At 70.7% G+C, this 12,668-nt stretch carries 10 protein-coding genes; 4 read left to right on the forward strand and 6 right to left on the reverse strand.

Annotated features, from left to right (window positions below):
* Window positions 1-42: 42 nt before the first annotated feature.
* Window positions 43-1,368: an enterochelin esterase gene (fes, locus tag OKJ99_RS31225; protein WP_326021309.1), complete on the reverse strand. Its 1,326-nt coding sequence runs from the start codon at window positions 1,366-1,368 to the stop codon at window positions 43-45.
* Between the two features lie 95 nt (window positions 1,369-1,463).
* Here fes and OKJ99_RS31230 point away from each other — a divergent pair, with 95 nt between their 5' ends.
* From OKJ99_RS31230 to OKJ99_RS31240, 3 genes are read left to right on the forward strand one after another with little or no spacing between them, the layout of a single operon-like run.
* Complete coding sequence (locus OKJ99_RS31230) at window positions 1,464-2,516, forward strand: FecCD family ABC transporter permease (RefSeq protein ID WP_326021310.1); 1,053 nt, start codon at window positions 1,464-1,466, stop codon at window positions 2,514-2,516.
* A gap of 2 nt (window positions 2,517-2,518) precedes the next feature.
* Window positions 2,519-3,622: a FecCD family ABC transporter permease gene (locus OKJ99_RS31235; RefSeq protein WP_326021343.1), complete on the forward strand. Its 1,104-nt coding sequence runs from the start codon at window positions 2,519-2,521 to the stop codon at window positions 3,620-3,622.
* A 30-nt stretch (window positions 3,623-3,652) separates the two neighbouring features.
* Window positions 3,653-3,988, forward strand: coding sequence for a hypothetical protein (locus OKJ99_RS31240; protein WP_326021311.1), 336 nt, complete (start codon window positions 3,653-3,655; stop codon window positions 3,986-3,988).
* A 51-nt stretch (window positions 3,989-4,039) separates the two neighbouring features.
* Here the strand turns inward: OKJ99_RS31240 and OKJ99_RS31245 are convergent, their stop codons facing one another.
* From OKJ99_RS31245 to OKJ99_RS31265, 5 genes are all read right to left on the reverse strand, one after another.
* Window positions 4,040-6,070 (reverse strand): RICIN domain-containing protein, encoded by a 2,031-nt coding sequence (locus tag OKJ99_RS31245; RefSeq protein WP_326021312.1) that lies wholly within the window; start codon window positions 6,068-6,070, stop codon window positions 4,040-4,042.
* A 49-nt stretch (window positions 6,071-6,119) separates the two neighbouring features.
* Window positions 6,120-8,165 (reverse strand): beta-galactosidase, encoded by a 2,046-nt coding sequence (locus OKJ99_RS31250; protein ID WP_326021313.1) that lies wholly within the window; start codon window positions 8,163-8,165, stop codon window positions 6,120-6,122.
* 39 nt (window positions 8,166-8,204) lie between these two features.
* Window positions 8,205-9,545, reverse strand: a complete 1,341-nt coding sequence (locus OKJ99_RS31255; protein WP_326021314.1) for an ABC transporter substrate-binding protein — start codon at window positions 9,543-9,545, stop codon at window positions 8,205-8,207.
* A 66-nt stretch (window positions 9,546-9,611) separates the two neighbouring features.
* Window positions 9,612-10,541, reverse strand: a complete 930-nt coding sequence (locus OKJ99_RS31260; RefSeq protein ID WP_326021315.1) for a carbohydrate ABC transporter permease — start codon at window positions 10,539-10,541, stop codon at window positions 9,612-9,614.
* Between the two features lie 5 nt (window positions 10,542-10,546).
* Window positions 10,547-11,443: a carbohydrate ABC transporter permease gene (locus tag OKJ99_RS31265; RefSeq protein ID WP_326021316.1), complete on the reverse strand. Its 897-nt coding sequence runs from the start codon at window positions 11,441-11,443 to the stop codon at window positions 10,547-10,549.
* A 229-nt stretch (window positions 11,444-11,672) separates the two neighbouring features.
* Here OKJ99_RS31265 and OKJ99_RS31270 point away from each other — a divergent pair, with 229 nt between their 5' ends.
* Window positions 11,673-12,668, forward strand: a complete 996-nt coding sequence (locus OKJ99_RS31270) for a LacI family DNA-binding transcriptional regulator (protein ID WP_326021344.1) — start codon at window positions 11,673-11,675, stop codon at window positions 12,666-12,668.

Here is a 12,668-nt window from a genome sequence, read left to right on the forward strand (position 1 = left end):
TGAGAGAGGTGGTGCGTGGGGGGGGAGGTCCGAGGGGCCGCGCTAGGCGGGGGCGGCACCGAGCAGACGGATCAGGGTGTCGGCGAGGGCGACGCGCCAACAGGCGTAGTCGTGGCCGCCGTTGAACTCGTTGCGGGTGACCTGGTAGCGGGCCGAGTGCAGCGTGTCGTAGAGCGTGCGGCAGTGGTCGACCATCGTGCCCTCGTGCAGACCCGCGTCGAGGTGGACGGTGATCGGCGCGGGGTCGGTCTCCGCGTACCGGGCGACGAGCCACGGCACGCCGAAGACGTGTTTCTGTACGACGCCCGGCGGCAGGCTCGGCCGCCACCACAGCGAGGGCGACTGGGCGACGACATGACCGAAACGGTCCGGTCGCAGCCGTCCCGCGTGCAGGGCGGCCAGGCCGCCGAGGCTCTGTCCGGCGACGACGGTGCGTGCCGGGTCCGTGGCGAGGGGCCAGCGGCCCGCGGCCCACGGCAGCAGCTCGTCCGCGAGGAACTCCACGAAGGCGTCCCGCGCGCCGAGTTCACGGTTGCGGGTGTGCCGGTCGACGGCGTCCGGCGCGAGCACGGCCAGCGGCGGCAGCAGTTCGTCGGCGATCAGCGTGTCCAGGGTGTGTTGCAGGCCCAGGCGGCCGAACCACATGTCGCCGTCGCAGAGCACGAGGACGGGCAGCCGCTCCGCGTCACCGCGGGAACCCGGCGGCATATATACCCATACATCGCGTTCGCTGCCTGCGTCGCGGTCGCCGTCCAGCACCGCGGCGCCGACCCGGTGACGTTCGACGCGCCCGGCGGGCACGGTGCCGCGCCGCTCGGTCCACGCCGGGGCGGGGGCCTCGGGCAGGGCGAAGACGGAGTTGTCGCCCGCGCCCCACCGGGTCGGGAGGCGGCGGGGGTTGAGCGGGTCGTGCGCCGCGTGCACCGCGAGGGAGCGCAGCCGCGCCTGCAGCACCTCGGGGTCCTCGGGCGGCTCCTTGGCCGAGATGTCGGCGGCGATCCGGTACGAGGCGCGGTGGTCCGCGCGCAGCCGCAGACCGAAGTGCCAGATGTCGGTGCCGGGGATCCGTTCCATGAGGGAGCCCGCGAGGTGGGCGCGGTCGCCGAGGTGACTGACCATGAGCAGCACCTGCCGGGTGGCGCGGTGGCCGCGCCACAGGAAGGTGACCGCCCGGTGGTCGGGTTCGCCGTCGAGTTCCTCGACGAGTGGTGTGCCGCGGGCGGCGGCCTCCTGCCAGAACTCCTCGGCGATGTGCGCACGCTGAGCGTCGTCGGCCGCGGCGATGCACTCCTTGAGGCGCGCGACGCGGGCACCGGTGACGCGGTCCGGCCGGTGGTCCGGCAGGGCGGCAACGGACTGGACGCTCATGTCTCCTCTTCCTCCGGGAAGCATGTCTGTCCCCGGAAGCTTTTCTGTCGACGTAATTGTTAGCAGACGTACTTAGGTTAGCCTAAGCTAACCACATGCCCGCAGGAACACGACTCCGCCCCGGCGGAACACAGCAACTCCCGGCCACCGAGCCACGCAGCCGCCCACCCCGCACCGCGGGGCTCCTGATCGGCCTCGCGCTGCTCGTCGCGGCGGCCGCCCTCTCGCTCGCGGTGGGCACCGAACACCTCGCGCCCGGCCAGGTCTGGAGCGGGCTCTTCTCGCCGTCCGGATCGGCGAACGACAACATCGTTCGTGAACTGCGGTTGCCACGAACGTTCATCGGCATCGCCGTGGGCGCGGCGCTCGGGCTCGCCGGCGGCGTGATGCAGGTACTGACCCGCAACCCCCTCGCCGACCCCGGACTGCTCGGGGTGAACGCGGGCTCCTCGGCCGCTGTCGTCACCGCGATCAGCGTGTTCGGCATCACATCGTTCACCGGATATCTGTGGTTCGCGCTGCTCGGCGCCGCCGTCGCCGCCATCGTCGTCAACGCCCTGGGCGGCACCCGGTCGGCGACGCCGGTACGGCTCGCGCTCGCCGGCACGGCCGTCAACGCGGCCCTGTTCGGCTACGTCAACGGGCTGCAGCAGTGGGACCTGAGCACGCTCGACTCGATGCGCTTCTGGTCGGTCGGCACGCTGGAGAAGCGCGACCCCGAACTCCTGCTCACGGCGCTGCCGTTGCTGATCGCGGGCGCGCTCCTCGCGTTCGCGCTCGCCCGGCCGCTCGGCGCCCTCTCGCTGGGCGAGGACCACGCCCGCGCGCTCGGCACCTCGGTGCGGCGCACCCGGGTCCTGTCGATCGTGGCCATCACGTTGCTGTGCGGCAGTGCCACCGCCGTGTGCGGGCCGATCGGCTTCGTCGGCCTGATGATCCCGCACGCGGTCCGCGCGTTCACGGGACCCGACCCGCGCTGGATGCTGCCTTTCTGCGCGCTGTTCGCGCCCACCCTGCTGCTCGTCGCCGATGTCATCGGCCGGGTCGTGGTGGCGCCGTCGGAGATCCAGGCGGACATCGTCACGTCGTTCATCGGCGGGCTGATCTTCGTCCACCTCGTACGTCAGCGGAAGGTGGCCCAGCTGTGACCATGGAGTCCCTGGAATCCCTGGAGCCCTTGGAGCCCCTGGAGAAGGAGGAACCCCGGGCGTTCAAGGCCGAGTTGCGTCGCGGGAGGCTGCGGGCGGGCCGGTTCTCGGTCCGCTTCGACCCGCGCACGGTGCTCGTCTGCCTGGCGCTGATCGTGGTCACGGCCTGCCTGGTGGTGCTCTCCGTCGGCACGGGCACGTACGAGCTGTCGCCCATGGAGGTGCTGCGGACGTTCGCGGGGAACGGGCCGCCCGGCGCCGAGTTCATCGTGCTCGACCTGCGGCTGCCGCGCGCCGTCGTCGCGGTTCTCGTCGGCTTCGGGACGGGCATGGCGGGCACCGTCTTCCAGTCGCTCACCCGCAATCCGCTGGGCAGCCCGGACATCATCGGGTTCGGCAACGGCGCGTCGGCGGGCGCGCTCGTCGCCATCATCTTCCTCGACGCGGGCGCCGCACAGACCGCGCTCGGCGCGCTCGTCGGCGGCTTCGCCACGGCCATCGCCGTCTACCTGCTGGCCTGGCGCCGGGGTGTGCACGGCTACCGGCTCGTACTCGTCGGCATCGGGGTCTCCGCGGTGCTCGGAGCGGCGACCAGCTTCCTCTACGTCCGCGCCGACATCGGCAAGGCGGCCCAGGCGGCGAGCTGGACGATCGGTTCCCTCAACGACCGCGGCTGGACCGAGGCAAGGACGGCCGCGCTCGGCCTGATCGTCTGCGTCCCCGTGGTCATGGTGTTCGGGCGCCGGCTGACGATGCTGGAGATGGGCGACGACACCGCGGGCGCCCTCGGTGTGCCGCCGGAGCGCAGCCGGCTGATCCTGCTGTGCGCGGGCACGGGCCTGACCGCGATGGCGGTCGCCGCGGCGGGGCCGATCCCGTTCCTCGCCATGGCCTCCCCCCAACTGGCCCGCCGCGTCACCCGCGCCGCGGGACCGAACGTGCTGCCCGCCGCGTGGATGGGCGCCCTCCTGGTGACGGCGGCCGACCTCCTGACGCAACGGGTGACCGGTTCGGCGCTGATGCCGGTCGGCGTGGTGACGGGCGTGGCGGGCGGCCTCTTCCTGGCGTGGCTGCTGCTGCGGGAACGCAGGGCACACCACATCTGAGTACGTGGCACAAGATGACCGGCGGCGCGCATGCGGCAGCTCGGCGCCGACCCGGACTTCATCGACATGGTGGCCGACGAGCTGCTGCCGGCCGTGACGGAGGATCTGCCCAGCCGGCCCGCCGCCTTCGGCACGGTCCTCGCCCACTCGGCCTCCACCTGGTGGCGCCCCGGCATGACGGCGCTTCCGGGGCCACCCGACGAAGGGGCGGAGACCTGGCTGTACGAGCAGGCCGCCGCGGCACCGGTCGGCGACGTCTGTATCCGCATGGACGTCGGCTCCAACGAGGGCGCCATGGTCGACGACCTGCTCCGGCTGCACGCCCTGATCGACGGTCTCGCCGACACGCTCGCGCCTGTGGCCTGACAGCCGAACGCGCCCCACGGCACCGGGCCGTGGGGCGCGCGGGCCGCCCGGTCAGGACGTCACGTCGGTGACCTTCCACCGCTGGTTGGAGCCGGAGTTGGGCTGCCAGGTCCCGACGGGCGCACCCTCGTTCGTGGCCTGGCCGCCGACCTCCAGGAGGCGCCCCGTGCCCGCGTTGACCAGGGTGTACGTGCCGTCGCCCGTCGTCGACGGGATCCACTGGGCGGCCGCGTCCCGCTCCCCCGTGTCGGGTTCGACGACCACCGCACCGTCACGGACGGCGAGCCGCTTGCCGTCGGCGGCGCTGGTGAACACATGCCGCCTGCGGTTCGCGGGGCCGTCCCCGCTGATCTGCGCGAGCCGCCACCGCTGACCCGCCGCACCCGTGCCGGACCTGATGACGAGCGTGGCGCCGCCGTCGGCGACGGTGAGGTCCTTGCCGCTCTGCACACCCGTCAGCTCGTAGGTGCGTCCCCGGCGCAGCTCGGCGGCGTCCTTCGCCACCCCGGAGACCCCCTTGACCAGGAACGTGGTCACGGACTGCGCGGGCACCGTGAAGGTGGCCGTACGCCCGGTGACCGGGACCGGCGCCTGCTCGGCCAGCTTGCCGTCCGTGCTGGTCACGACCGGGGTGACGGTCGCGCCCCGGCGCACGGTCGCGAACCGCGACAGGTCGAGCTTCACCGTGCGGGTGCTCGTGGTGCTGTTGACGTGCACGACGGTGGCGCCGTCGCCGCCGCGCGTGACGGCGGCGGCGCTGTTCGTGTCGTCGACCTTGACGAGATGGTCGCCCGGACGGATGTGGTGGGTGAAGTTGCGGGCGGTGTCGAACTTGGTGTTCGTGTAGACCGGACAGGTCTCCAGAGTGTCGTCGGGGCCCGCGCTGAAGGAGACCTGGACCTCGCCCCAGTTGCCGCCCTTGGCGGACTCCCCGCCGGGCTTCATGTTGTCCCAGTCCTCGACGGGCTGCCAGAACACCCAGGCGCTGGGCTCCAGTTCGCGCAGGTCGTCGACGATGTGCTGGGCGAGCCCGAGGCCGGGCCGCATGTCGGTGAAGGACTGTCCGTCGCCCCAGTCGCCCTCGACCTCGCTCATCCACAGCGGTTTGCCGTCGGCCTTGGCGAGGTCGCGGACGGAGGTGCGGCCACCGGTGCCGTAGGTGTGGACGTTCATCTGGGCGACGTGGCTCTTCACGTCGGCCGGATAGCTCGTCCAGTTCGTGACGAAGGTCGTCGGGTTGGTCTCGTCCATCGCCGCGACGGCCGCGGTGGTCCGCGCCTTGCGCAGGGCGGCGTCGAGCGCGGGCACGATCTTCTGCTGGAGGCCGGGGCCGATATGGCAGCCCTCCTGGCGGCCTCCGGTCGGATCGCCATCGGCTCCCAACTGGGTACCCCAATAACTGGTGTTGGGCTCGTTGCACGGGTCGACGGTCTTCACCTTGATGCCGTGCGCCTTCTCCAGGCGTCGCGTCGCACCGGCCAGATAGGCGGCGAAGTCGTCGACGGACGCCTCCTTCAGCTGGTCCTTCGACGCGTCGAAGCCGCCGGAGACATAGCCGCTGACCGTCATGAAGTAGGGCGGGGAGTTGGAGAACGTCTCCCAGTGGGTGATGTCCTTCTTGATCCGGTCCACCCACCAGCGCTGGGTCGCGTCGGCGTCCTCGTTCCAGTGGTCCGCGTTGCCGGGGTCCCACCAGTCGGTGTCGGTGCGGGTGGTGCCCTCGGGGGCCTTCCACCAGCCCTCGACGGCGCCGCCCGCCCGCAGGTAGTCGGGCACGTCGGGGGCGTTGCCGCCGCCGATGTTGTACCGGGCGATGTTCAGGGCGAGGCCGTCCCGTCCGAAGACGAGGTCGGCGACCCTCTCGCGGATCGCGTCCGGATAGTGCCCGGTGGCGTTCGCGAACCAGACGAGGCTGGTGCCCCACCCCTCGAACCGGTCCTGCCGGTACGAGGGGTCGGGGATGACCGTGACCGTCGCCCCGGTGGCCGCGGCGACGAGCCGTGCGGCCGAGATCTGGGTTCCCGCGGCCGCGGCCGTGGCCGCGGCGATGCCGATGAACCGTCTACGGGTCAAGCGCGCCAACGTGTGCTCCCTACATCGTGGTGTGAGTGGGGTGTTGTACGTGGAGGGCTCAGCAGGAAAGCGGCTGCCGCAGCACGGCGACCTGGCGGGGCGCCAGGACGAGAACGTCGCCCGCCGGCCCGACGAGGACCTCCCCGGTGAGGCCCGGCAGCGCCACCTGCTCGTCGCTCCGGTTCACCAGGAAGACATAGCGGTGCTCGGCGTCACGCCGCACGACCTCTTCGACCAACCCCCGTACGGCCTCCGGGAGTTCGCTACGCACCCCGGCGGGCGCCAGCAGCTCCGGCAGCAGCGCGGTGAGCCCTTCGACTCCGAGGCGGGTGGAGACGTACGAGGCGGAGCCGCGGCCGGTGCCGCGCCGGGTGACGGCCGGGCGGGACGCGTACGTACCGGTCCGGTAGCCGGCGAGGACCTCGACGTCCGTGCCGGTGACGGAGATCCGGTCGGTCCACAGGCTCCCGGTGGTGCCGTTGTCCAGGTCGACGGTGTCGCCGTCGAGCAGCGGCCCGAACTCCTCGATACGGATGCCGAGGACGTCGCGCAGCGCACCCGGGTAGCCGCCCAGCCACACGTGGTCGTTCTCGTCGACGATCGCGGAGAAGTACGTGGTGACGAGGTGGCCGCCGCCCTCGACGTACCGGGTGAGCTCCTTGGCGAGTGGCTGCGGCACCACGTGCAGGACGGACGCGATGACGACGTCGTACGCGGACAGGTCGGTGTGGTGCGCGGGCACCACGTCGGCGCGGATGCCGAGGCGCAGCAGCGCCGAGTACCAGTCGAGTGCCTCGCGGTGGTAGTCGAGGCGGGAGCTCGGGTGGGAGTCCTGCTCACTGGTCCACCACGAGTCCCAGTCGAAGAGGATCGCGACGCGGGCGGGTTCGCGCCCGCTGCCGGCGATCGGGGCGAGGGCGTCGAGGGTGCCGCCCAACTCGACGACGGAGCGGAAGAGTTCACTGTCGGCGCCGGCGTGCGGGAGCATCGCCGAGTGGTACTTCTCGGCGCCCGCCGCCGACTGCCGCCACTGGAAGAAGCAGACGGCGTCGGCGCCGTGCGCGACGTGCAGCAGCGAGTCGTGGGCCAACTCACCGGGCTTCTTGGCGAGGTTGACGGGCTGCCAGTTCACGGCGCTGGTGGAGTGCTCCATCAGGAACCAGGGCCGGTGGCCCGCGATGCCGCTGGTGAGGTTGGCGGAGAAGGAGAGTTCGTCGCGGTCCTGCGGTCCTGGGATGACGTAGTGGTCGTTGGCGACGAAGTCCACCTCGCCGGCCCAGCCCGCGTAGTCCATGCCCTTGGTGCCGGGCATCACCATGAAGTTGGTGGTGACAGGTATGTCCGGGGTGAGCTCGCGCAGGATCTCCCGCTCGGCCAGCAGATGGTCCTTGAGCGCGTCGGAGGAGAACCGCTTGAAGTCGAGCTGCTGCGTGGGGTTGGGGTGCGAGGCGGCGAGGCGGGGCGGCAGGAGCTGCTCCCAGTCGCTGTAGCGCTGGGACCAAAATGCCGTCCCCCACGCGTCGTTGAGGGCGTCGAGCGTGGTGTAGCGGCGGCGCAGCCAGGCCCGGAAGGCGCGGGCCGCGTCGTCGGAGTAGTCGTGGACGTTGTGGCAGCCCAGCTCGTTGTTGACGTGCCAGGCGACCAGCGCCGGATGGTCGGCGTAGCGGGACGCGAGCCGGCGGACCAGTGCCAGAGCGTGCTCGCGGAAGACGGGCGAGGTGGGCCGCCAGTGCTGGCGGGCGCCCGGCCACAGCGTCTCGCCGCTCGCGGTCACCGGCAGGATCTCCGGGTGCGCGGCGGTCAGCCACGGCGGCGGCGACGCGGTGGCGGTGGCCAGGTCGACGCCGATGCCGCCCGCGTGCAGCAGGTCCATGATCTCGTCGAGCCAGCCGAAGTCCCAGGTGTCGGCGGTGGGTTGGAGCCTCGCCCAGGAGAAGATGGCGAGGGAGACGACGTTCACTCCGGCCTCGCGCATCAGTCGGATGTCGTCCGCCCACACCTCCCGCGACCACTGCTCGGGGTTGTAGTCGGCTCCGTAGCCGAGGCGCCGGGTGCCGTCCGAGCCCTTCGCGTACGGGAATCGGGAGGTGAGGGGGGCGACCATGAACGTCCTTTCAGGAATGCGGAGTTGAAGCCGTGCGCGCTACTTGTCGACGGTGAAGCCCTGCTGGGTGCCGTACTTGGCGGAGGCGTCCTGCCAGGACTTCAGGCCGGCGGTGAGCCTGGTCGGGGAGACGTACGCCTTGCCGACGGTGTCGTTGAAGATCGAGTTGGCGTACACCTGGAACGGCAGGTACTTCCAGTCGGTGGGCACGCTCTTCGCGGACTCGGCGAAGATCTTGTTGGCCTTCTGGCCGCCGAAGTAGGGGAACTCGGTGTTCTGGAACGAGGACGAGTTCAGGTCCTTCGTCGTCGCGGGGAACGCGCCGTTCTTGATGCGGGTCTGCACGCCCGCACCGGAGTTGGCGTATTCGACGAAGGCGTAGGCGAGCTCCTTGTTCTTGCCGAGCTCGGGCAGCGCGAGCGAGCTGCCGCCGTTCTCCGAGCTCGCGTTCGCGCCCTTCTCCCACTGCGGCATGGGGGCGACGCGCCAGTCGCCGGACGCGCCCTTCACGCCGGAGGCGAAGTTGGCGGGCATCCAGGCGCCGGTGGGCAGGGTGGCGATGGTGCCGTCGCCGAGGCCCTTGTACCAGTCGTCGGTCCAGCCGGTGACGGGCGAGACGAGCTTGTCGTCGATCAGCTTCTGCCAGGTGTCGGTGTACTTCTTCGCGCCCGCGTCGGTGAAGTCGATGCCGACCTTGGTGCCGTCGACCTTGTACGGGTGCGAACCGGCCTGCCACAGCAGGCTGGTGGTCAGGCCCGCGTCGCCGACGTCGCTGGTGATGTACGCCTTCGGGTCGGCCTTGTGCAGCTTGCGGGCGGCCTCCACGTACTCGTCCCACGTCGTCGGGACGGCGATCTTGTACTTGTCGAAGACCTTCTTGTTGTAGAAGAGCGCCATCGGTCCTGAGTCCATGGGCAGTCCGTAGACGCCGTCGCCGGACTTCACCGAGTTCCACGGCCCCGGCGAGTACGAGTCCGCCAGCTTCTCGGCGCCGTAGGCCTTGAGGTCGGTGATCTGCTTCGTCAGGGCGTACTGGCCGAGCGCGTAGTACTCGATCTGCGCGACGTCCGGGACGCCCTTCTTCGCAGAGATCGCGTTCGACAGGGCCTTGTACTGGTCGTTGTTGGTGCCCGCGTTGACCAGCTTGATGTTGACCTTCGGGTACTTCTTCTCGAAGTCGGCGGCGACCTGCTTCAGGGTCGGCTCCCACGCCCACACCGTGACGGTGCCGCCCTTCTTCAGGGCCGACTGGAGGTCGGCCGAACCGACCTTCTTGTCACTGGAACCGCCGTCGTCGGAGCCGCCGCAGGCGGTGGCGCCGAGGGCGAGGGCGCAGAGGAGAACGGTGCCGCGCAGGACGCGGCGGGAGTGCTGGGGCATGGCGATGGCTTCCACTTCGTCGTGGTCCTACAGAGGGCGTGCGAGGGGTGAACAGCGGCGCCGCGCCTACTCCTTGACGCTTCCGGCGGAGAGACCCGACTGCCAGTACTTCTGGAGCAGCAGGAAGGCGGCGATCAGCGGCACGATGGTGAGCAGCGAGCCGGTGAGCACGAGATGGGGGATGGCCTCGCCGCCGGCCGTCTGCGACTGCTTGTTCCAGGAGTCGAGGCCGAGCGTGAGCGGGTACCAGTCGGGGTCCTTCAGCATGATCAGCGGCAGGAAGTAGTTGTTCCAGGTCGCGACCGTGGTGAAGAGCAGGACGGTGACGGTGCCGGGCGCGAGCAGCGGCAGGGCGACCTGGAAGAAGGTGCGCAGCTCGCTCGCGCCGTCGATGCGGGCGGCCTCCATCAGTTCGGCGGGGATCGCCTCGGTGGCGAACACCCACATCAGATACAGGCCGAACGGCGAGATCAGCGACGGGATGATGACGGCCCACGGGGTGTCGGTGAGCCCCATCTTGCTGAACATCAGGAACGTGGGGACGGCGAGCGCCGTGCCCGGCACCGCGACCGCACCGATGACGACGGCGAACACGGCGCGCTTGCCGGGGAAGGCGAACTTGGCGAGCGCGTACCCGCCGAGCACCGCCAGGAAGGTGGCCCCGCCCGCGCCCACCACCACGTACAGGAGGGTGTTGAGGAGCCAGCGGCCGAAGACGCCGTCCTGGTACGTGAAGGTCGCGCCGATGTTGTGCCAGAGGTCGAAGTCCGAGTCGAACCAGAGGCCGAACGAACGGGCCAGGCCCTGCTGGGACTTGGTGGCGCTGATCAGGAGCCACACCAGCGGCAGCAGGCTGTAGACGAGGACGACGCCGGTGAGCACGGTCAGCAGGACACTGCGCCGGGGCCGCCCGGCGGTGCGCCGCCGTACGGTGCGCAGGCGCGGGGCGGTGGACTTGAGCGGCGCCGTGGTGCGCACAGAGGTGGTGGTGGTCATCGCGCTCACGCTCCCTTGCGCATGCCGCGCAGCTGGACGACGTAGGCGACGATCATCGTGAGCACGCCCATGACGATGGCGACCGTCGCGGAGTAGTTCTGCTGCTGGCCCGCGAAGGACAGCGAGTACGTGTAGTAGTTCGGGGTGTAGTCGGTGGTGATCGCGTTCGGCGTGAGCTTCTGGAGGATGGCGGGCTCGTTGAAGAGCTGGAAACTGCCGATGATCGAGAAGATCGTGGCGATGACGAGGGCGCCGCGGATCGCGGGGAGCTTGATGGCCGTGATGACGCGCCACTGTCCGGCGCCGTCGATCTCGGCGGCCTCGTACAGGGAGTGCGGTACGACGCGCAGCGCGGCGAAGAAGATCAGCATGTTGTAGCCGACGAACTCCCAGGTCACGATGTTGCCGAGGGACGCGAGGACGAGGTCGGCGGAGAGCGGGTCGGGCAGCTTCGTGCCGAACGCGTCGCCCAGGTCACCGACCAGGCCGTAGCGGGTGCCGTACATGAAGCCCCACATGAGGGTCGCGACGACGGCGGGGACCGCGTAGGGCAGGAAGACGGTGATCCGGAAGAAGTCCTTGCCGTAGAGGCGGCCGCTGTCGATCGCGAGGGCGACGAGCAGGGCGATGCCCAGCATGATCGGCACCTGGATCAGCAGGAACAGGCCGACGCGGGCGACTCCCTCCCAGAACTGGCCGTCCTGGAGGGCCTGTTGGTAGTTGTCGAGGCCGACGAAGGTGGTGCCGCCGATGAGTTGTGTACGGAACAGGCTCAGGTAGACCGAGTAGGCGAGCGGCGCCAGGAAGACCAGGGCGAAGACGAGCACGAAGGGGCCGATGAACCCCCATCCCGTCCACGAGCGGCGCCGCCTCAAGGCGACCGGCGGTTGCAGCGTGGTCATCTCGCGCCCCTCACTCGTCCATGCGTCATGGGTCGATGCGTCACAGGCCTGATGTTTGCGTAAACATCCCTGGGTATGAGGGTCCCGACAACTGTTATGTTTGCGTAAACATTCGGTGGCGGCATGTCTACACTGCCCCGAGGACGACGGTCAAGAGTCGGTGAGGGACACGGTGACAACCAAGGAGGGCGCCCCGCAGCACGGCGGGCGCCGCACACAGAACGCCTCGATGGCGGACGTCGCGCGGGTCGCGGGCGTCTCGTCCCAGACCGTCTCCCGCGTCTCGAACGGCTTCCCCGGCGTCAACGACGAGACGCGCGAGCGGGTCCTCGCCGCGATGAAGGAGCTCGGCTACCGCCCCAACAGCGCGGCGCGGGCCCTGAAGCGGGGCGACTTCCGCACGATCGGCGTGATCACGTTCACGCTGTCCACGACGGGCAACATGCGCACGCTCGAAGCCATCGCCACCTCCGCCGCACAGGAGGGCTACGCGGTCACGCTGCTGCCGGTCGCGGTGCCCACGCAGGACGAGGTGCGCGGCGCGTTCTCCCGCCTCGGCGAACTGGCGGTGGACGCGGTCATCGTCATCATGGAGGTCCATCTGCTCGACTCGGCGCGCCTGTCGCTGCCGCCGCACGTGAAGGTCGTGGTCGCCGACTCCGACGCCGGCGACCGTTACGCGGTGGTGGACACGGACCAGGCGGGCGGCACCCGCGACGCGGTGCGCCACCTCCTCGAACTGGGCCACCGCACGGTCTGGCACCTGGCAGGACCCTCCGAGTCGTACGCGGCCCAGCGCCGAACGGACGCCTGGCGTACGGCACTTGAGGCCGCGGGCCGCGCCGTCCCGCCGCTGGTGCGGGGCGACTGGTCGGCCGAGTCGGGCTACCGCGCGGGCCTGCGCCTCGCCGAACAGGCCGACTGCACCGCGGTGTTCGCGGCGAACGACCAGATGGCGCTCGGCCTGCTGCGGGCCCTGGACGAGCGCGGCCGCAGGGTTCCCGAGGACGTCTCGGTCATCGGCTTCGACGACATCCCCGACTCGGGCTCGTATCCGCCGCCGCTCACCACGGTCCACCAGGACTTCGCCGAGGTCGGCCGCCGCTGCGTGCAGAGTGCGCTGCGCCAGGTACGGGAGAGCGAGCCGGAGCACGGGACGACGCTGGTGCCGACGCGCCTCGTGGTGCGGGAGAGCACGGGGCGGGCGGCCCCGCGTCGGGGGTGA

The sequence above is a fragment of the Streptomyces endophyticus genome (assembly GCF_035798155.1).
Taxonomy (GTDB): domain Bacteria; phylum Actinomycetota; class Actinomycetes; order Streptomycetales; family Streptomycetaceae; genus Streptomyces; species Streptomyces endophyticus.

What these genes read in the sequence shown, in the direction of transcription:
- fes (WP_326021309.1), bottom strand. Translation starts at nt 1,368, where the DNA reads ATGAGCGTCCAGTCCGTTGCCGCCCTGCCGGACCACCGGCCGGACCGC.
- OKJ99_RS31230 (WP_326021310.1), top strand. Translation starts at nt 1,464, where the DNA reads ATGCCCGCAGGAACACGACTCCGCCCCGGCGGAACACAGCAACTCCCG.
- OKJ99_RS31235 (WP_326021343.1), top strand. Translation starts at nt 2,519, where the DNA reads ATGGAGTCCCTGGAATCCCTGGAGCCCTTGGAGCCCCTGGAGAAGGAG.
- OKJ99_RS31240 (WP_326021311.1), top strand. Translation starts at nt 3,653, where the DNA reads ATGCGGCAGCTCGGCGCCGACCCGGACTTCATCGACATGGTGGCCGAC.
- OKJ99_RS31250 (WP_326021313.1), bottom strand. Translation starts at nt 8,165, where the DNA reads ATGGTCGCCCCCCTCACCTCCCGATTCCCGTACGCGAAGGGCTCGGAC.
- OKJ99_RS31255 (WP_326021314.1), bottom strand. Translation starts at nt 9,545, where the DNA reads ATGCCCCAGCACTCCCGCCGCGTCCTGCGCGGCACCGTTCTCCTCTGC.
- OKJ99_RS31260 (WP_326021315.1), bottom strand. Translation starts at nt 10,541, where the DNA reads ATGACCACCACCACCTCTGTGCGCACCACGGCGCCGCTCAAGTCCACC.
- OKJ99_RS31265 (WP_326021316.1), bottom strand. Translation starts at nt 11,443, where the DNA reads ATGACCACGCTGCAACCGCCGGTCGCCTTGAGGCGGCGCCGCTCGTGG.
- OKJ99_RS31270 (WP_326021344.1), top strand. Translation starts at nt 11,673, where the DNA reads ATGGCGGACGTCGCGCGGGTCGCGGGCGTCTCGTCCCAGACCGTCTCC.